This is a genomic window from Emcibacter nanhaiensis (assembly GCF_006385175.1).
GTDB classification, from domain to species: Bacteria; Pseudomonadota; Alphaproteobacteria; order Sphingomonadales; family Emcibacteraceae; genus Emcibacter; species Emcibacter nanhaiensis.
This window is the reverse complement of record NZ_VFIY01000010.1, coordinates 180,519-199,664: the sequence shown is the minus strand read 5'-3', so window position 1 is coordinate 199,664 and position 19,146 is coordinate 180,519. Positions and strand designations below refer to the sequence as shown.

The 19,146-nt window shown below is 58.0% G+C and carries 20 protein-coding genes; 10 read left to right on the top strand and 10 right to left on the bottom strand.

Going from position 1 to position 19,146, the window contains the following annotated elements; translation table 11 throughout:
- Positions 1 to 55: 55 nt before the first annotated feature.
- The 7 genes from FIV46_RS10415 to FIV46_RS10385 all read left to right on the top strand — a co-directional run bounded on the left by FIV46_RS10415 (position 56) and on the right by FIV46_RS10385 (position 7,343).
- Positions 56 to 1,138, top strand: coding sequence for a phosphotransferase (locus FIV46_RS10415; RefSeq protein WP_139940856.1), 1,083 nt, complete (start codon positions 56 to 58; stop codon positions 1,136 to 1,138).
- Between the two features lie 314 nt (positions 1,139 to 1,452).
- A complete protein-coding gene (locus tag FIV46_RS10410) occupies positions 1,453 to 1,776 on the top strand; it encodes a 2Fe-2S iron-sulfur cluster-binding protein (protein WP_139940855.1) in 324 nt (107 codons plus the stop codon).
- Positions 1,777 to 1,797: 21 nt separating this feature from the next.
- Entirely contained in the window at positions 1,798 to 2,721 is a 924-nt protein-coding gene (locus FIV46_RS10405; protein WP_139940854.1) for a catechol 2,3-dioxygenase, read from the top strand.
- Between the two features lie 218 nt (positions 2,722 to 2,939).
- The gene (locus FIV46_RS10400; RefSeq protein WP_139940853.1) at positions 2,940 to 3,230 is read left to right on the top strand and encodes a hypothetical protein; all 291 of its coding nucleotides are present in this window, start codon (positions 2,940 to 2,942) and stop codon (positions 3,228 to 3,230) included.
- A 12-nt stretch (positions 3,231 to 3,242) separates the two neighbouring features.
- Positions 3,243 to 4,742, top strand: coding sequence for a class I adenylate-forming enzyme family protein (locus FIV46_RS10395; RefSeq protein WP_139940852.1), 1,500 nt, complete (start codon positions 3,243 to 3,245; stop codon positions 4,740 to 4,742).
- A 1-nt stretch (position 4,743) separates the two neighbouring features.
- On the top strand, positions 4,744 to 5,925 hold the full coding sequence (locus FIV46_RS10390; RefSeq protein ID WP_219846078.1) for a CoA transferase: 1,182 nt from the start codon (positions 4,744 to 4,746) through the stop codon (positions 5,923 to 5,925).
- Positions 5,919 to 7,343 (top strand): amidohydrolase family protein, encoded by a 1,425-nt coding sequence (locus tag FIV46_RS10385; RefSeq protein WP_139940850.1) that lies wholly within the window; start codon positions 5,919 to 5,921, stop codon positions 7,341 to 7,343. The genes FIV46_RS10390 and FIV46_RS10385 overlap by 7 nt, the downstream gene beginning before the upstream one ends.
- Here the strand turns inward: FIV46_RS10385 and FIV46_RS10380 are convergent.
- From FIV46_RS10380 to FIV46_RS10335, 10 genes are all read right to left on the bottom strand, one after another.
- The gene (locus FIV46_RS10380; protein ID WP_139940849.1) at positions 7,275 to 8,231 is read right to left on the bottom strand and encodes an enoyl-CoA hydratase/isomerase family protein; all 957 of its coding nucleotides are present in this window, start codon (positions 8,229 to 8,231) and stop codon (positions 7,275 to 7,277) included. The two genes, FIV46_RS10385 and FIV46_RS10380, sit on opposite strands and share 69 nt — an antisense overlap.
- Before the next feature lie 10 nt (positions 8,232 to 8,241).
- A complete protein-coding gene (locus FIV46_RS10375; protein WP_139940848.1) occupies positions 8,242 to 9,078 on the bottom strand; it encodes an alpha/beta fold hydrolase in 837 nt (278 codons plus the stop codon).
- Positions 9,079 to 9,122: 44 nt separating this feature from the next.
- The gene (gene ribB / locus FIV46_RS10370; protein WP_139940847.1) at positions 9,123 to 10,241 is read right to left on the bottom strand and encodes a 3,4-dihydroxy-2-butanone-4-phosphate synthase; all 1,119 of its coding nucleotides are present in this window, start codon (positions 10,239 to 10,241) and stop codon (positions 9,123 to 9,125) included.
- A 136-nt stretch (positions 10,242 to 10,377) separates the two neighbouring features.
- Complete coding sequence (locus tag FIV46_RS10365) at positions 10,378 to 10,710, bottom strand: 2Fe-2S iron-sulfur cluster-binding protein (RefSeq protein WP_139940846.1); 333 nt, start codon at positions 10,708 to 10,710, stop codon at positions 10,378 to 10,380.
- A 12-nt stretch (positions 10,711 to 10,722) separates the two neighbouring features.
- Positions 10,723 to 11,580, bottom strand: coding sequence for an SDR family NAD(P)-dependent oxidoreductase (locus FIV46_RS10360; protein WP_139940845.1), 858 nt, complete (start codon positions 11,578 to 11,580; stop codon positions 10,723 to 10,725).
- A gap of 101 nt (positions 11,581 to 11,681) precedes the next feature.
- A complete protein-coding gene (locus tag FIV46_RS10355; RefSeq protein ID WP_139940844.1) occupies positions 11,682 to 12,989 on the bottom strand; it encodes a cytochrome P450 in 1,308 nt (435 codons plus the stop codon).
- A 130-nt stretch (positions 12,990 to 13,119) separates the two neighbouring features.
- Entirely contained in the window at positions 13,120 to 14,085 is a 966-nt protein-coding gene (locus FIV46_RS10350) for an NAD(P)H-dependent flavin oxidoreductase (protein WP_139940843.1), read from the bottom strand.
- The gene (locus FIV46_RS10345; protein WP_181163179.1) at positions 14,078 to 14,383 is read right to left on the bottom strand and encodes a DUF1145 domain-containing protein; all 306 of its coding nucleotides are present in this window, start codon (positions 14,381 to 14,383) and stop codon (positions 14,078 to 14,080) included. Before FIV46_RS10345 ends, FIV46_RS10350 begins: the two co-directional genes overlap by 8 nt.
- Positions 14,384 to 14,411: 28 nt before the next feature.
- Complete coding sequence (locus tag FIV46_RS10340) at positions 14,412 to 14,972, bottom strand: carboxymuconolactone decarboxylase family protein (RefSeq protein WP_181163178.1); 561 nt, start codon at positions 14,970 to 14,972, stop codon at positions 14,412 to 14,414.
- A 533-nt stretch (positions 14,973 to 15,505) separates the two neighbouring features.
- Entirely contained in the window at positions 15,506 to 16,171 is a 666-nt protein-coding gene (locus FIV46_RS10335) for a TetR/AcrR family transcriptional regulator (RefSeq protein WP_139940840.1), read from the bottom strand.
- A 213-nt stretch (positions 16,172 to 16,384) separates the two neighbouring features.
- Here FIV46_RS10335 and FIV46_RS10330 point away from each other — a divergent pair, with 213 nt between their 5' ends.
- From FIV46_RS10330 to FIV46_RS10320, 3 genes are all read left to right on the top strand, one after another.
- Positions 16,385 to 17,608 carry a cytochrome P450 gene (locus tag FIV46_RS10330; protein ID WP_139940839.1) on the top strand — a complete coding sequence of 408 codons (1,224 nt, stop codon included), beginning with the start codon at positions 16,385 to 16,387 and terminating at the stop codon, positions 17,606 to 17,608.
- A 14-nt stretch (positions 17,609 to 17,622) separates the two neighbouring features.
- Entirely contained in the window at positions 17,623 to 17,943 is a 321-nt protein-coding gene (locus FIV46_RS10325) for a 2Fe-2S iron-sulfur cluster-binding protein (protein WP_139940838.1), read from the top strand.
- Between the two features lie 313 nt (positions 17,944 to 18,256).
- Positions 18,257 to 19,108, top strand: coding sequence for a CmcJ/NvfI family oxidoreductase (locus FIV46_RS10320; RefSeq protein ID WP_139940837.1), 852 nt, complete (start codon positions 18,257 to 18,259; stop codon positions 19,106 to 19,108).
- Positions 19,109 to 19,146: the final 38 nt, after the last annotated feature.

Here is a 19,146-nt window from a genome sequence, read left to right as displayed (position 1 = left end):
AATGAACGGGGGACACTTGGAAACAAGTGTCCTCTGTCTGCGAAGGAGCAGTTAAATGGTTGAAAAATTGCGAATTCCGTCGAACTGGCAGTTTACGCCGGAATTCATGACACATGTTGTGGCGGCACAGCATCCGGGTGCCCGTGTGTCCGAAGTGAGCCTGTTGAACGGTTCCGACGGCACCAGCAGCCGGGCGCTTTTGGGGCTGAAATATGCGGAAGGGTCAGGGCCTGGCGCCCTGTTCGTCAAAACCCAGGGTGACTGGAAGCACCGGTTGCTGCACGTAATGACGGGGAACCTGTATCGCGAATCGCTGATGTATGGCTCCGGCGTAGCGATACCGGTCGAACATCCCAGACCCTACTTTGGCGGGGTGGATCGTCTCCGGCTCAACGACCTGGTGATGATGGAAGACCTGAGCCCGCGCAACGTGACCCTGAATGACGCCACCAAACCGTTGAGCGTTGAAAATGTCGCCAGTGGGTTGCGGGGTCTGGCCAAACTGCACAGTAAATTCTGGAATTTCTCTGCCGGCGACTATCCGACTTTGGCCTGGGTGGAGCCGTGGAAAGCGACTCTGACCTTCCGGCTTACCATCCGGAGGGCCTGCAAGATCGGCATTGAAAATCACCGGAACAGCCTGCCGGAGGAGATGGCGGCGCTGGGCGGTGCCGGCATGGAAGAATGGTGGACCAAATACATCAGGACTGTGAGCCAAGGGCCGATGACGTTGCTCCATGGCGATGCCCATGTGGGCAACAGCTATATCGTGCCCGGCGGGGAAGTCGGCTTTCTGGACTGGGCCTGCGTGCGCAAGGGCAACTGGGCCTTTGATGTGGGTTATTTCCTGGCCGGCGCGCTGGATGTCGAGACCTGTCGGGCCAATGAAGCCGACCTTGTTGAGGAGTATCGCCAGGCTCTTGAGGTCCCGACTGCAGAAATGCCGAGCAGGGAGGAAGCCTTCCTGCGCTATCGCACCACGCCCGCCTACGGCATGGCGGTGTGGGTGGCGACCGGCTGCAGCGTCAACTACCAGAGCAGTGAAATCTGCGCCAACCTGGTCCATCGCTACGGCAGGGCGTTTCTTGACCTCGATACCCGGACGGCGCTGGGCGAACTTGCGGACAGTCTGCGGTAAAGAGAGAAACAATTTCGGCAGGATGAGAGGCCCGGAGAAGCTTGTCGTCGGGGACACCAGAACAGGCGAAGCTTCCCTACAGTCGTCACTGGCGCTCCCATGCCAGTTCCCGGCGGCGCAAGTCTGAGTGCCGGGCCTGTCTGAACGCCGAACTGCGGGGCGGAGGGAACCTGGATACGGGTGCCCTCCGTTCCGTATTTGTGAGGGGCTGACCAATAAACAATGTTGATCTTGGCAAACTAAAATGCTAAAAGACTAGTATAACTTAATTCATCAAATCATCGATTTGATGAGTCTGGATAGGGAAAAGTCTGATGGCGTCAGACAGTCATGTCATCCGTGTTGAAGATTCCGGGGAAGCCTTTGAGTGCAGGGAGGAAGAATCACTTCTTTCTGCGGCGTCGCGGACCGGCCGGCGGATCATACTGGCAGGATGCCGTAACGGCGGATGTGGGGTCTGCAAAATCCGTGTTTTGCAGGGGCAGTATCGCACCGGCAAGATGAGCAAGGCGCATGTCAGCGACTGCGAAGGCGAAGAAGGCTACGCCCTGGCCTGTCGGACGTTGCCGACCACGTCATTGAAAATAGAAGTTTGCCGCCGGGCCGACAAGCCGGTGACAAGCTGGAGTGATAAATAACATTCGGAGGTTTTATTCGTTATGGTTAAAGGAGTTATGCGTCCGGGACACGTGCAAATCCGCGTCCTCGACATGGAAGAGGCAGTAAAGCACTATCGGGATTTGATGGGACTGATCGAAGTAAACCGGGATGCATCCGGACGGGTCTATCTCAAGGGCTGGACCGAGTCAGATAAATTCTCCGTGGTTCTGCGCGAGGCGGATACGCCCGGTTGTGATTTCAACGGTTTCAAGGTGCGCAACAACGAGGTTCTGGACCAGCTGCACAGCGACCTGAAGGATTTCGGCTGCAATATCGAGGAAATCCCGGCGGGTGAGCTGGAAGATTGCGGCCGTCGTATCCGTTTTGATTCTCCGACCGGCCATATTTTCGAAATCTATGCCGAAAAAGAACGGACCGGGAAATGGGGCATTTCCAGCACCAACCCGGAAGCCTGGCCGCGCGGCCTGAAAGGTATGAAGGCGACCCGTTTTGACCATTGCCTGTTTTACGGCGATGATCTGGACGGCACCTTTGATCTCTTTACCAATGTTCTGGGTTTTGATCTTTCGGAACAGGTGGTGGATCCGGAAGGCAACCGGATCGCCCAGTTCTTTACCTGCTCGATCAAGGAACATGACATCGCCTTCATCAAGCATGAGGAAAAAGGAAAGCTCCATCACGTCTCCTTCTATCTGGATACCTGGGAAGACGTGCTGCGGGCGGCCGACCTGATCTCCATGGAGGATGTGCCGCTCGATATTGGCCCGACCCGCCACGGCCTGACCCATGGCCAGACCATTTACTTCTTCGACCCCTCCGGGAACCGCTCTGAAGTCTTCTGCGGCGGCGACTATTTCTATCCCGACCAGGAGCCGATAACCTGGACGGCTGATCAGCTTGGCAAGGCGATCTTTTATCATGACCGGCAGCTGAATGAACGGTTCCTGTCGGTTCTGACCTGACCGGTCAGTGAAGAGGAGTGCCTTTCCGGCACAAGCAGGGGGGTGAATGGTGACATCCACCCCCTCGCGTTGTCGGGAAAAATATAGAAACTGTTCCTCATTGCGGACACATTGCTGAAAATGGCAAAGTTGCTTTAACTCAGGGACCGGAGTGAGGTAGAATTTGAACGTGAAAGCGGAGGGCGGTTATGCCTGACGCAACCTGTAAGGAAAGAGGAATGAAGCCAGGTACAAAGTTAAAAAGTGCGGTTTGCGATACAGAAGTCATGGTGGTGCGTTGCGGCGACGGCACCGTTGAATGCGGCGGGGCACCGATGGTGGAACAGAAGCCCGAGGCACCGGGACAGCTCAGTGACGAGCATGCTGGCGGCACCCTGATGGGCAAGCGCTATGTGGATGCCGACGGCAAGTTTGAACTTCTTTGTGTAAAGCCGGGCAAGGGATCGCTTTCCATTGACGGCGTCGCCATGGCGCCCAAAGAAGCGAAACCGCTTCCCTCCTCAGACTGAAGAAAAAATCTCATGAATATTGCTCTGTTTCTGCAAATGTCTGCCGATGCCGCTCCGGATCGCATAGGCCTGGTCTGTGAAGGCAAACACTGGAGTTATGCCGAACTGCTGGCCGGCGCCCGCGGGGCGGCCGACCTGATCCGCAAGAGCGGCTGCACCAATGTGGCCCTGCTGGATGAAAGCAGCGCGGCGGCCGTCATGACCCTGTTTGGCGCTGCTCTTGCCGGTGTGCCCTATGTACCGCTGAACTATCGCCTGGCGGACAAGGATCTGGCAGGCCTGATTGAGCGCATCACGCCGGCGTTTATCGTCGGCGATATCGAACGCGTTGACCGGCTCTATTCCAGTTCGGACAACCAGCTTTACAGCCGGGCGGATTTTATCGCCGCGGCGGTGGAAGCAGGCAAAACCGCGTCGGAAGAGGAAACCGAAGGGGACGGCGTCGCGGTCCAGCTCTTTACCAGTGGCACCACCGGTGCGCCCAAAGCAGCGATCCTGCGCCATTCCAATCTGGTCTCTTATATTCTGGGCACAGCGGAATTCGCTTCCGCGCCCGAAGGCACTGCAGCGCTGGTCAGTGTGCCGCCCTATCATATTGCCGGCACCGCCGCCCTGATCAGTTCTATTTATACCCAGCGCAAGATCCTGATGCTGCCCGCCTTCAGTCCCGAAGCCTGGCTCGAGCTGGCCTCCCGGGAAAAGGCGAGCAACGCCTTTGTGGTGCCGACCATGTTGTCACGGATCGTGGAGCAGATGGATAAAGGCGATGCGCCGGACCTGTCGTCGCTGCGATCCATCGCCTATGGCGGCGGCAAAATGCCGATCGAACTGATCCGGCGGGCGCTGGACCTGTTTCCTGAGACCGGTTTCACCAATGCGTATGGCTTAACTGAAACCAGTTCCACCATTTCCCTGCTGGGACCGGACGATCATCGCGAGGCCTATGAGTCCGACGATCCGAAGGTTCAGGCCCGCCTGGGTTCGGTAGGGCGTCCCCTGCCGACCATCGAACTGGAAATCCGCGATGAAGAGGGCCGGGCCGTTCCCGTCGGTGAACGCGGTGAAATCTACGTCCGCGGCGAGCAGGTGTCGGGCGAATATCGCGAGCGCAGCGCCCTTGACAAGGATGGCTGGTTCCCGACCCGCGATGCCGGTTATCTCGATGAGGGCGGCTATCTGTTTCTGTCCGGCCGTGCTGACGATGTCATTGTCCGTGGCGGGGAGAATATCTCCCCCGGCGAGATCGAGGATGTGCTGCTGACCCATCCGGCCATTGCCGATGCGGCCGCGGTGGCGGTGCCGTCGGCGGAATGGGGCGAAGCGGTCGGGGTTGCCGCGGTAGTCCGCGAGGGGCACGCGCAGCCCGGGGAAAACGAACTGAAGCAACTGATCCGCGACAGGCTCCGCTCCTCCCGCGTGCCGGAGGAGATTCTGTTTACCCCTGAGCTGCCCTATAATGAAATGGGCAAGCTGCTGCGGCGCAAAATCAAAACCATGTTTTCCAGTGACTGAAATGACGGACGAGCTGACCATCCCCCTCTCCAATTGGGCCCATGAGCAGCTCGTCGGTCTTGCCAAAGCCACACACTCCCCTGAAGTTGCAGCTTTGACCGGTGCCACCCTGCTGGGCGAGCGCGCTGGCCTGAATGGGTTTTCCCTTCCCGGCCGGACCTCTGCCGGCGGTGGAAGCCGCCTGTTTCAGGCGCGCGACGGCTGGGTCACCCTCAACCTGGCCCGGCCCGACGATCGGGATCTGCTGCCGGCGCTGTTTTGTGATGCAGACGCGGATTTCCGCCGGGAAGAGGCGATCGCGCAGGTTATTTCCCAGTGCGAGTGCCTGCCGCTGGTCCGGCGGGGTCGGGAAATGGGACTGGCGATTGCCGCCGACAGGGAAGAGCTTTTAAGTCCGGTGATCCAGATAGAAGAGGAAGGACGTATTTCTTCGGTCCGGCATCATCCGCCGCTGGTCATCGACCTGTCCGGCCTGTGGGCCGGGCCATTGTCCAGCCACCTGCTGGGACTGGCCGGGGCCCGGGTGGTCAAGGTGGAAAGCCATCGCCGCACCGACAGCATGCGGACCGGGGACAAAGCGCTGTTTACCCTGCTGAACCAGGGCAAGGACAGCGTCATGGTCGACCTGCAGGATGCCGAAGACCGGGACGCCTTATTGAAGCTGCTCCGGCTGGCGGATATTGTTGTCGAAGCAGCCCGGCCGCGGGCGTTGCGGCAATTGGGGATCGATGCCGCCGCTCTGGTGCGAGAGGTTCCCGGCCTGGTGTGGCTCAGCATCACCGGCCATGGCGCGGTTGGTGAGGCGGCCAACTGGGTCGGGTTCGGTGATGACTGCGGCGTTGCCGGCGGCCTGACCCGGGCACTCTATGAGGCGAGTGGCAAGATTGGTTTTGTCGGCGACGCCATCGCCGACCCCCTGACCGGAATTCTGGCCGCGCGGACCGCTTGGGAACGGTGGACTTCTGGCAAAGGCGCCCGGATTTTCCTGTCCATGAGCGGCATTGTCGCCGAAGCCCTGGCGGCCGAACGCAAGCGAGATCCCGAAGGCCTGGAACAGTCGTTTCGCAATTGGGCGGCTTCGAACGGACAGCCGTTCCCTGGAACCCGGTCACGTTCTGTTGGCGAAGTGCATCCGCTGGGCAGCGATACTAGTCTGTGGCTGAAAGGAGAAGCGGCATGCTGATCCGGAACGCGGAAATTTACGCTCAGGGAGTGGCCGACCTGCGCCTGTTCCAGGGCAGGATCGTCGACATCGGGGCGCTTAAACCCGGTGTTGGAGAGGAAGTTCTGGAGGCGGACGGCAGCGCCCTGCTGCCGGGACTGCATGATCATCACATCCATCTGGCCGCCTTGGCGGCGAGGCGCTCCTCAGTCCTGTGCGGACCGCCGGAAGTTCAAAATAAGGAGGCGTTGGCCGCCCGGCTCGCCGAACCGGGGATGGGCTGGCTCCGCGGCATCGGCTACCATGAAAGCGTGGCCGGCATGCTCGACGCCGGAACCTTGGACCGGATGGCCGGAGATCGGCCGGTGCGGATCCAGCATCGTGGCGGGCGCATGTGGTTCCTCAATTCGGCTGCGCTGGATATTTTGTTGGCCCAGTCGGCACCGCCGCCGGGGCTGGAAAAGGTGACGGGAAAGTTTACCGGCCGTCTGTTCGACGAGGACGGCTGGCTGAAACAGGCGCTGGGCAGCACGCCGCCTGATTTTGCTGACATTAGCGCCGAACTGGCCTCTCATGGCGTGACCGGCATTACCGACATGTCGCCGGCCAACGACCCCGAGATGGCGCACCATTTCCATGCCCAGCAGCAGGCGGGGAGGCTCTTGCAACATTGTCTTCTCGCCGGGACACTGAAGCTGACAGAGGCAGGCTTTGATGACGGGCTGCAGCTCGGTCCGGCCAAGCTTCATCTGCATGAAGCGGAATTGCCGGAAATGGAGAGCGTCATTTCCTTTATCCAGACGGCCCATGAGCAGGGTCGCCCGGTTGCCATCCATTGTGTCACCGAGACCGAACTGGTTTTCGCTCTCGCGATGCTGGAGGAGGCGGGAACAATGCCGGGCGACCGGATCGAGCATGCCTCGGTGACGCCGGACCCTCTGCTGGCGCAGATCGCCCGGATGGGGCTCCGGGTCGTCTCCCAGCCGCATTTCATCGCCGAGCGGGGAGATCGTTACCGGCAGGATGTGGAAGTGCGGGACCAGCCTTATCTGTACCGCCTGAAAGCTTTTATTGACGCCGGGGTTTCGCTCGCCGCGGGCAGCGATGCGCCGTTTGGGAAACCTGATCCCTGGGCCAGTATGGCGGCGGCGATTTCCAGATCCACCAGCGACGGTTACATCATGGGGGTGGATGAGGCCTTGACGCCGGAGGAGGCGCTTGACCTTTATCTGGCCGATCCGGTCGACCTGGCCCGTACCCGCAATATCGAGGTCGAGGCACCGGCCGACCTGTGCCTGCTCGACCGGTCCTGGACTGAGGCACGTAAACGGTTGAGCGCGGAATATGTCCGGGCGACGATTATCGGCGGCTCAGTCGTCTATGACCGCGTCGACCAGTCCCCACTCCAGAGCCGTCTGCGCATTGAGGCGTTTGCCTGACAGGATCATCAGTGCTGCCCGCTGCCGCCCGATCCGGCGCGACACTGAAACACAGCCACCGGCGCCGGGCATGACGCCCATGGCCAGTTCCGGCAGGTGAAACCAGGCGTCTATGGTCGCCGTAATCCGCGTGGCAAAAGCGGCCATCTCCAGCCCGGAACCGACGCAGGCCCCCTGGATATGGGCTTCAAATTTATCCGGGCATCTGGCGATGGCATGGGCCGGCAGGGTCTGCAGGCGGATCATATGCGCCAGGGCCGGGTCCCGGGTGGTGCCGAATTCAGAAAGGTCGGCGCCGACACAGAAGGCTTTGCCGACGCCTTCCATCCGCACAGTCTCGATCTCCGGATCCATGGCGGCAATCTCGAAGGCCTCGCGCAGGGTGTCGCGCATGCCGGCATCGATGGCATTTCGCGCCACTGGGCGATCGAGTAGGATATGGAGTGTATTTCCATCCCGGGCCAGTTCCACATTTCCCGCCGGTATAGCGTTGTCCTTGTGACGGCCGGAGTTTTCCTCAAGCCACTCTGTATGCTCGGCGCTGGCCTGCAGCAGGCCGTAGGCAAGGGATTCATGGGCAAGCGCCGCCATCACCGGCAGATTTTCAATGGTTCGCAGCACCTGGGTGACAATGGCCGCGCTGTGCGGGCTGGCCGTGATCGACTGCGCCAGAGTATCCAGGGTGATCGGCGGTTCGACCAAGACATCGACCTGCCCGGCAAGCGGATGCCAGGGGGTGCCGATACCGATCACCGGGAACGGCGGCAGGAGTATGTTGGCGGGGATATCGCCTGACCGGTCCAGATCGATAATTCCCAGCGGCCTGCCATCGCCTTGCCAGCCGATGGCGAGCTCGTTGGGATCGATCCGGAACTGCTCCATGGTCATGGGTCCGGTCTCAGGGCGTCTCTTTGAGGAAGCCGCTGACCGTCCGGCAGAAGGAGTCGGAATGCTCGATCTGGGTCCAGTGGCCGCAGCGGCCGAACACATGCAGCTGGCTGTTGTCGATCCAGTCCAGCAGGGTCATGGAGGTGGACAGTGGAATGACCTTGTCGTCGCGGCCGTGGATCATCAGCGTTTTATGAGGAATGGCGCGGATATCCTTTTCCTCATGGGCCATGGCGTCGACCCAGCGCTGGCGCGGCGCCGGGAACATGCTGGAAAAGGCTTCCTGGATGCCGGGGCGGATGCTGGCCTCATAGCGCAGCTTTGCCAGTTCTTCACCGATCAGCGACTGGTCATAGGCAAAGATGCGCAGGATGGCGTCCATATTTTCAACAGAGGGTTCATAGCCCCAGACCGCATCCAGGCCATAAGTCAGCTCAAAGGGCACACCGACGGCGCCCATCAGGACCATCTTGTTGACCCGCTCCGGATGGGCGATCGCCAGCGCCAGCGCCATGGAGCCGCCAAACGAGTTGCCGATCACATGAACCCGTTCCAGTCCCAGCGCGTCGAGAAAGTCCACCATCTGTTGAAGCCAGACTTCCCGGGTAAATTCCATACCCTCCGGAGACTCGGTATAGCCGAACCCGGCCATATCCAGGGCAAGCATGCGGAAGTCGGATTTGAGGTTCCCCAGTGTCAGGCGCCAGTTGGCCCAGGCGCTCACCCCGGGACCGGACCCATGGATCATCAGTACGGGATCGCCGCTCCCCACATCATGATAATTCGTCAGGATAGGGCCGGTCTGGATGGACTGGCCGATTTCCGGATTTTGGGTTTCAGTAGTCATAATCGAACCTCCTTTTAAATCTTTCAGTATATCTGGTCTTACAACTAACTACGGCCGCCAATAGGGCGACGTTCCACAACAGCAAGACCGAATCCCTCCAGCGCATTGAGTTTACCCTTGCTTGAAGAGAGCAATACCATGTCCCGCACCCCGATGTCGCGCAGGATCTGGGCGCCGATGCCATAATCGCGATAGCCGTGGGTGGCGGCATAATCAATATAGGCTTTGGCGCCGCCGCTGATGCGTTCCGAAAGGGAAGCCGGGTTGGGGTCCTGGACGAAAACGGCAACCGCCGGTCCGTCATGCTCGGCCAGTGCCCGAAGCGCCGTCTGCACATAATCCTTCTGGGTTTCCTTCCACCCGAGGAGGTCAACGGCCAGGTCAACTTGATGGACGCGGACCAATGTCGGGACGTCGGGGCGCACTGCCCCGCGCACCAGCGCCAGATGTTCACTGTTGTCGATCCGGTTCCGGTAAACAATAATCCGGAAATCATCGCAGAAGTGGCTGGGGAACGGTGCTTCAACCACCCGCTCCAGCAGAGATTCAGATTGCAGGCGATAGGCGATCAGGTCGGCGATGGTGCCGATCCTGAGGTCATGCTTTTTGGCGAAGCTGATAAGATCGGGCAGGCGGCTCATGGTGCCGTCTTCATTCATGATCTCGCAAATGACACCCGCCGGCATCAGTCCGGCCAGCCGGGAAATATCGACGGCGGCCTCCGTATGGCCGGCCCTGAGCAACACACCGCCGTCACGTGCGGTCAGGGGAAATACATGGCCGGGGGAGACAATGTCGTCCTTGTCCTTTGTCGGGTCGACGGCCACGGCAATGGTCCGGGCCCGGTCCTGGGCGGAAATGCCAGTGGTGACGCCCTCCCGCGCCTCGATGGAGACCGTGAAGGCGGTGCCGTGCCCAGACTGGTTGCGAGAGACCATCGGCCCCAGGTCCAGTTGCCTGGCCCGTTCGCCGGTCATGGCCAGGCAAATCAGGCCGCGGGCATGGGTGGCCATGAAATTGATGAGCTTGGGGGTGGCAAACTGGGCGGGAATGATCACATCGCCTTCATTCTCCCGGTCTGGCGCATCCACCAGGATAAAGGGCAGGCCGTTGCGGGCATCCTCGATGATGTCTTCTATGGGGGAAATATCTGTTTCAGACACGGTTTATTCGCCTCCTGCGCTGCCATTAAAGCTTAGCACAAATAAATTCTCGGCACATTCGGTCTGGGGTGAGAGTTTCCCAAACCGTAGGAAAACCAGGGTGCGGCCAGATGACAGCATCTGGTCGCCAGCCTGATCAAAATTCAGTGGAAACTTTCACCTTCAAACCATCCAGTTCCGGGCGGAGCTCCACCTGGCAGGACAGGCGGCTCGCGCCCTCCTCGAAGGTGGGGACCATCAGGTCGAGGGTGCTGGCTTCAATGTCGTTGGGCGGGCCGACAATCCCCCGCCATTCTTCATCGACAAGGACATGGCAGGTCCCGCAGTCGCAGCAGCCGCCGCAGTCGGCGACAATGCCTTCTACGCCATTGTCCCGGCCGACCTCCATCAGGGTCAGTCCGGTTTCTACATCTTTCAGGACACGCTCTTCGCCGTTTTCCTGCAAGAAAGTGACCGTGATCCTTTCCATGAGCTCTGTCTCCTATTGTTCGGAATTTTTGATTTCTTCCATCACTTTGGCCCGGGCCGCCATGAAGGCTTCGAAGTGGTTGACGGGATCGCCGGCAGTGGCGCCGCCGTCAACCGTGATTTCAAGGCCGGTGATCTGCGCAGACATATCGCTGGCCAGGAACAGGGCGGCGTTGGCGATATCCTGCGGCTTGCCATGGCGCTTGAGCGGCTGGCCGGCCATACGGACCGGGGTAACGGCTTCCTTGATTTTTTCAATCTGCTCCGGAGACATGCCCGGGACGGGGAAGGCGGACATTTCGGTCTGAATGTTACCGGGGGAAATACTGTTCACCCGAATGCCATATTCGGCAAAATCCATGGCGATGCATTTGGTAAAATGAAGCACGGCGGCTTTGATCGAGCGGTAACTCATCATCCCGAAGCCGGCCAGGTGACCGGCGACGGACGCATTGTTGATGATGGAACCGCCGCCATGATCTTTCATGTAGCGGGCAGCTCGCTGACAACCGGCCATGACGCCAAACAGGTTTACATCGACGACTTTCCGGAAATCTTTCAGGTCATCATCGATAAAGCGGCTGCACATTGCCTGGGAAATGCCGGCGTTGTTGAACATGATGTCGAGGCCGTCGAATTCCGAGACGGCGAAATCCACAAGTTCCTGGATCTGTTCCGCGTCGCTGACGTCCGTAGATTTGAACCGGGCTGAATTTCCCAGCTTTTCGGCAAGTTCCTCTCCACGCTCCTTGTCCACATCGGCGACGACGACCTGGGCGCCTTCCTCGATAAAGCGTTCCACCGTCGCCCGGCCGAGGCCGCTGGCACCGCCGGTAATGATTGCTGTTTTTCCAGCAAGTTGCTTGCTCACTGTCTTCTCCCTATCTGGCTGGAACAGGTGTGCCAGAGCCGATGTTGGAATCAGGCCTGGCACAGTTTTTGTTAGCTGCAGGATACGTTAATCCCGTGCAATTACGACCTGCGGGTGAAGGATACCTGCAGATTGGAGATGGTATGTGTGGCAATGGTCGGGAGGTATTTGATGTCCTCTTCCGGAATGGCCAGTTTGATATTATCCATACGCCGGATGATCTCCCGGGCCGCCACTTTAAGTTCCATCCTCGCCAGCGCGGCGCCGGCGCAACGGTGCACGCCGCCGCCGAATGACATGTGACGTCCCACATTGGACCGTTCCACATCAAAATCGCGCGGGCAGGTGAATTGCGTCTCGTCGTCGTTGGCGGAGGCATAGAGCAGCAACAGGTGCGCGCCTTCCGGCAGGGTAACGCCGCCAACCTCCACTTCTTTCGTGGTCATGCGGGTGAGGCCGCGGACCGGCGGGTCGTAGCGGAGAAGCTCCTCGACAAACCGCTGGTACAGGCGATCGTCATCAAAGTTGTCCTGCAGCAATTTTACCAGATCCGGCCGGGTAGCCAGGACATAGAACATGGTGGTCAGGGCCGTCGCCGTGGTTTCGTTACCGGCAATCAGCAGCGCCCGCACCAGGCCGACGGTTTCTCCGAAGCTGAGGGTGGGATTTTCTTCCCCTTCCGCCCGGGCGTGTATCAGGTCGGAAATCATATCCTCCGAGGGGTTTTCCTGACGATGTTTGATCTGCTCAATAATGAATTTCTGCAGGTCAATCAGTTCCTTGGCCAGTTCCTCAAAATCTTCACGGTTGGTCATGCGGCTGATCTGCTGCGTAAAGGCCAGGGCCCAGCGCTGAATGGTTTCCGACGGCAGATCAACACCGAGCTGCTCACAGATGATGGCGCTGGTGATCGGTACGGCAAAGTCGCTGAAGATTTCCGCTTCGCCCTTTTCCAGAAGACCCTCGATAATATCCGCGACCAGTTTGGTGATGGCAGGCTGAAGTTCTCTCACCCGGTGAGCGGTAAAGGCGCCGTCCAGCAACCGGCGGGCACGGGTGTGCTCCGGCGGGTCGGTCATGATGGCTTCTTCAAAGAAACCGCCGGCTTCGTTGGCCAGGCGTTCTTTCAGTTCTTCCTGAAAGCCTTTGGCATAGTTTTCCTTGAAGCCTTTCTTGACCGAAAAAGTGATCGGGTCCCGCAGCACAGTCTGCAGGTCATCATAGCGGGAGATCAGATACATCCCGAGTTTTTCGTCATAGTGAACCGGGTCTTCGGTGCGAACGGTCTTATAGAAGTCGTTCGGATGAGCGAGAATTTCCGGGTCGGTCAGGGTTGTCTTGCTCAGGTCGATGTGCCCACTTACGGGGCAGGTTCCCGCTTCTTTTCCTTCTAGCTCGTTCGAAACCATTGTGTATCCTTTTTAATAAATAACAAATCACGCAGGGCGGTCCTGGTTACCAACCCTTACAACTAGTATATTAGTATAATAGTTCGCAAAGATCAACAGGGATCTGGGAAAAATCGTATCTGGCCCGCAGTCAGGTGAGCCGTTGTTTGGCGGTGATAAACTCTGCCTTCAGGCGAGAAACGACGTCTGCAGTACTGGCTTTTTCATGAATAATGCCGATTCCCTGGCCGGCTCCCCAGATATCGCGCCAGGCTTTGGCATCAGACGCATCATTGTCACCAAAGTCCATCGCTGACGGGTTGCTGCCGGGCAGGTTATCGGGATCAAGGCCCGCGGCGATGATCGAGGGAATCAGGTAATTGCCGTGAACACCGGTGAACTGGTTGGTGTACAGGATATCCTTGGCGGAGCTGTCGAGAATCATTTGTTTATAGGCTTCGGCCGCGTTGGCTTCGTGGGTGGCGATAAAGACCGAGCCCATGTAGGCCAGGTCGGCGCCGCAGGCCAGGGCCGCAAGGATCGAGGCGCCATGCGAGATCGCGCCGGACAGGGCAAGCGGGCCGTCAAACCATTCCCTGATTTCCCGAATCAATGCAAAAGGCGAGGTAACGCCTGCGTGACCGCCGGCGCCGGCCGCGACGGCGATCAGGCCCGAAGCGCCCTTTTCGATGGCCTTGTGGGCAAAGCGGTTGTTGATGACATCATGCAGGACAATTCCCCCGTATCCCTTGACCCTACTATTGACGTCTTCACGGGCGCCGAGCGAGGTGACGACAACCGGGACCCTGTGTTTCACACACAGCTCCAGGTCCTCTTCAAGCCGCGGGTTGCTTTTGTGCACGATCAGATTGACGGCAAACGGGGCAGAAGGATTATCAGGATTGGCTTTGTCATGGGCGGCAAGTTCGTCGTTGATTCTTTCCAGCCACTCCGCCAGCATTGAGGAAGGGCGCGCATTGAGGGCGGGGAAAGTGCCGATGATACCCGCCTTGCATTGGGCGATAACAAGGTCCGGATTGGAAATCAGGAACATGGGCGCGCCAATGGCGGGAAGTTGCAGCCGCTTGGTCAAAGTAGAGAATGCTGTATCAGTCATTTGCGGCTTCCGCAGGATTTAGCCCGTCGGCATTTTTCCTGCCTTCAAGCAGGATCGGCAACCACCAGAAAAAGCCGAAAATAAAGACCTTCAGGAACGTCCCGCCACCCTGGCAGCCGAGCTGATCGAGCCGGCGTCTCAGGACGAGCCACTCAGCAAGGTGGATAACCACCATGATGATCAGGAAATAGAGAGCGATGGTGTACCAGATGCCGGGGAAGGGCAGCAGGAGGTTATAGATGGCCGTTGCCCAGATGGCGATGCACAGTATTTGGCCCACTTTGTAAAAGAAAGTCATTGGGGAGTTCCTTGAATTACCGGGAATACTACTTGTCGGTGGGCTTCCAGGTTTCCTCGACATTATGCTCCGGCTGGATCCCCAGGCTGTTGTTGACCATGGACAAGAGCGTATAGTTGGCGACCATGAACACAAGCTCGATCAGCTGTCCCTGTGAATAACGTTCCGCCAGCGCGGCCCAGGTTTCATCTGAAATACACTGGTTGCCGACAAGTTCCTCTGCCGTCCGGGCCAGGACCTGGTCAGCGGCATCCAGGCCTTTGCCGCTCCTGGCGGCCTCAAACTCGTCATCCGTCAAACCGGCGGCCTGCCGGGCGATAAGGTGATGATGGGCCAGTTCATATTCTTCCTGACACAGCGTCAGGGTGCGCAGGATCAGGATTTCCTTATCCCGGAAGGGCAGGGTCGGCGTTCGGCCCAGCTGCATGGCAAAGGGGGTGTAATTTTTCAGCAGGTCGGGGTGCTGGATCATCACCTTGAAGAAATTGAGTTCGCAACGGGGGTCATTGCGATCCCCCAGCACGGTGATCTGCTCATCTGTCAGGTCATCCAGGTTAAGGGGGGCAATACGGGGTGACTTTAAGGCCATTTGTTTCTCGTTGTGTAAAAATGCTGTGTATACCTGTTTATATACTAGCATATTAGATGTGATATGGTCAGTAAAGCTGAAAAATCAGCATTTATTCCTGCAGTGCACAATTTCAAAACCCTGTGTATATCCGGCCGTGGGTGGTGCCCTGGGGCGGCAAAAGCGTGCAGAGAACGCCGCCCGGGACCTGAACCGGCGCCTGGATCGTCTCCGGTCCCTGCCACGGCGGAACCAGCTTGTCCTTTATCTCATGCCAAGCGGGTTTAGGCCGGGCAGGGGACCTATATCAATGATATGCTCCATCTTGCCGGCATCCGGACCATGGCCGATGAGTTTGGCTATTCCGACCATCTATATTCCGGGAAAATATTTGTCCTGCAAGCGGCATCTTCCTGCCGGATGCCGCCGAATATATCCTTCGCGAACAGGACGGTATTGTCGTCCACCTGTCGGAAGAGCAGAGCTAAACGATTTTTCGGTTATAGCTCCGGGGTGAAACAGCCCCGGAGCTAGCCTTCATTGTCCTTCCCGTATCAGGTTACGTCCGGATCAAGCTTAAATGTTTCCAGGAAATAATTCAGGGCCCGCTCGGTACGGCCTCTGATTTCCTTGTCATTCATGGGAGGTTTCACGCCGACCATAATGGACTGATAGGCGGTACCTGTCAGCAGATCGAGGAAATAGTCTGCCGCTTCCTTCGGGTCGGTCAGCCGGATATCCCCGCTTTTTATCGCCTGCTCGAGTATATTGGCGATGGCGTCCAGCAGTTTGCCAAAACTTTCATCGAAAAACTGTTGAGCAAGTAAGGGGAAGCGTTGTGATTCTGCGACAACGGTTCGAAACAGGGCCAGGGTGACGGGCGAGTTGGCGATCCGCAGCATTTCGATACCTATCCGCCGCAACTGTTCACCCCATGCTTCGGATTCATAACGATCCGGCTCGAAACTGACCCAGATGGCGCCAAGCTGCATCTGCATGACATCAAAGAAAATGTCTTCCTTGCTGTCATAATAATTATAGAGCGTCCGCTTGGAGACGCCCGCCCGTTCAACAATCTTGTCCATGCTCGCCGCGGAAAAACCATCCTCCAGAAAGACTTCCGTCGCCGCCGAGACGATCTGGCGGATCTTGGCCTGGCGGCGGCGGTCCCGCGCCGAGGACGGGGGCTGGGTGGTAATTTTTGCTGTATCGTTATTCATTTCTCATTTTTACCTTGAAAAAGGAAACTATCTGGTTTACATGTCAAAAAATAAACGATATAGTTTACTTTATGACAAAAACCATACAAAAAACAAGCCCTAACCATCCTGGGGGGCAATAACAGCCGGGACCAAGGGCAGGATTTATCTAACAAACCCGATTTGGAATGAGAATTCAAGCGAGATAACGTTTAACCAGGGAGTATACCTGAAATGGAACAAGTAAAAGATCTGGCTCTGCCGCATTTGCCGATGGAAACGCCCGAGTTTGCAGCGGATCCCATCCCTTATTTTAACGATGCCCGGGAAAAGCACCCCTGGCTGGCGAAATGCGCCTTTGGCTATGTGATTACCCAATATGACGCCATGAAGGATTTGCTGATCCAGGACGACAAGATGAAGTCGGCCCTGGAAGGCATTGTTGCGATCTACGGGGCGCATGGCACCCCCTGGGGCCGGCTGACTGAAGAGTCTATCGTCGCCTCGTCTGGTGATGTTCATACCCAGTTGCGCAATGTGGTGACGCCGTTGTTTTCACCGCGCCAGGCGAATGCCAACCGGGTCTATATGCAGGAAGTTATTAACAGGCAGCTCAATGAGTGGCTTCCGAAAGGTGTTTTCGATTTTGAGGAGTTTATCGCCTATTACCCTGTCGGCGTCATCTGTGCCATGATCGGCGCGGATCACAATGAGGTGCCGCGCCTGCGCTCTTCGCTCGAGACAATCGGCCGGGCTTTCTCCATGGACCCGAACCTGGTGCCGGCGCTGAATGAAGCCACCGAGGTGCTGGACGGCTTTGTCCATGACCTGGTTGCCGAGCGGCGGGCTGGAAAACGACCGGAAAAAGGCGGGGAACTGCTTGATATCCTGATCAAGGCACTGGATGAAGGCGGACTGACCGAGCGTCAGTTTTATGATTTGCTGATTTTCCTGTTCGGCGCCGGCTACGATACGTCAAAAAACATCATGACACTGATGATGTATGAAATGCTTCAATATCCGGAGATGTATGAACGCTGTGCCGTGGACATGGCTTACTGTGAAAAGGTGACGGAAGAGGCCTTCCGCTACCACAGCGTGGCCAATATTCCACGGATGACGACTGAAGAGATCACGTATCGGGATGTTCATTTCCCGGTCGGCAGCATGTTATTCTTCCCTGTCAGTATTGCCGGGCGCGATCCGTCAGTATTTGACGATGCCGATACCTTTGATCCCGAGAAGAAACGCTCAGTCCGGCATATTGCCTTTGGTCGTGGAATGCATATCTGCCTGGGGCAGTTTATTGCCCGCGCCCAGATTGCGGAAGGCATGCATCTGATCGCCCAGCGCGTCAAGAACCCGAAACTGACCGGAGAGGTGACCTGGCGTCCGTTCTACGGGGTCTGGGGACTTGAAGGCCTGCCGATTGAGTTTGAACAGGCTCCGGCAGCCTGACGGAGGTTTCCCAGATGCCTAAGATTACATATATCGAGTATGACGGTGAAGAGCATGTCGTGGAAGCGTCGGAAGGCAGTACTGTCATGCAAACTGCCGTCGACAATGGCGTGCCCGGAATCGACGGTGATTGCGGGGGCTTCTGTTCCTGCGCCACCTGTCACGTCTATGTGGAACCTGCATGGATCGACAAGGTCGGCCCGCCGAACGATGACGAAGCCGCCATGCTCGATTATGCAGGCAACATCCGGGACAACAGCCGCCTCGGATGCCAGATAACCATCACAGAAGAACTTGACGGCCTGGTCGTCCGGACACCGGAATCCCAACACTAGAGGGGGAGGGGGAGCATTCTGCTACACGGTGCAATCAGTATGCTCCCCCGCTAGAATTTAAAAAACATAAACAAGGCGGCACTGCCCTTTGGCGGTAGTGTCACAATATATCATCAGGCAGATGAAGGAAACCGCACCGGCGCTTGTTTGCCCGGTCCCTGTTTCACATAAAAGGGAAACGGCGGGATTCCGGCAAACTCAGTGCGCCGTAATCAGGACTGAGCCACGGCAGGAATTCTTGCACCCTATAGTAACGGCTGATATAGTATGTAACTCATACAAATATAGGGACGTTTTCACAACGAGAGTTACAATGGCTGAAGTCGCACAACCTGTTGATGCAGAAATCAAATATCTGATCCCCACTTCCCGGATCAACCGCCGTTTCTGGGCGCCAGGGGCGGAGTATAACACCGGGGAGTACCAGCCTTATCCGGTAAAGATTCACAACGCCCGGCTGGCAGCGGAGCCCTTTTCCCTGGACACCCACGGATTTGCACTCCGCAAGCATGTGACCACAGTGACGGATTTCATGGATAATGAGGCCATCAACACGGTCTATGCCCAGGAAGTTGCGGACATTGCCAGGGACTGGACCGGGGCAGACCTGGTGATCCCCATGGGCGGACAGGTGCGCTCGTCAGGCCTCACCGGACAGAAAGTGCAGCCGCCGGCCGGGGAGGCCCATGTGGACTTCACGCCGAAGACGGCTGAAACAGTGGCGAAAATAATCTATGAAAAAGCCGTGCCCGATGGGCCGGGTTATGACCGCTTCATCATGTTCAGCCTGTGGCGGGCCCTCAGCCCCGCGCCCCAGGACTGGCCGCTGGCGCTGTGTGATTTCAGGAGCATGGACGAAAATGAAGGGACTCCCAACACCAAAGTTGATGTGGATGAGATCCCGGAAGGGGATGCCCTCTTTGCCCCGATCCCGGGGGAGGAGGATATGGTCGCGGCGTCAATCTTCTACCATAATCCAAACCATGTCTGGTGGTATTACCCGGACATGACCCGCGACGAGGTGATCTTCATTAAATTCTATGATTCCGATCACTCCCGGGCCTGGCGGGCGGCCCATACCGCCTTCCACGACACCAGCCATTCTGACGCCGTCGAGCGGGAAAGTATCGAGTTCCGGGCGATTGCCTATTTTTCCAAGGAATAGACAGAGGAAGGGGCCCGTTTCCGGGCCCCTCACGTGAT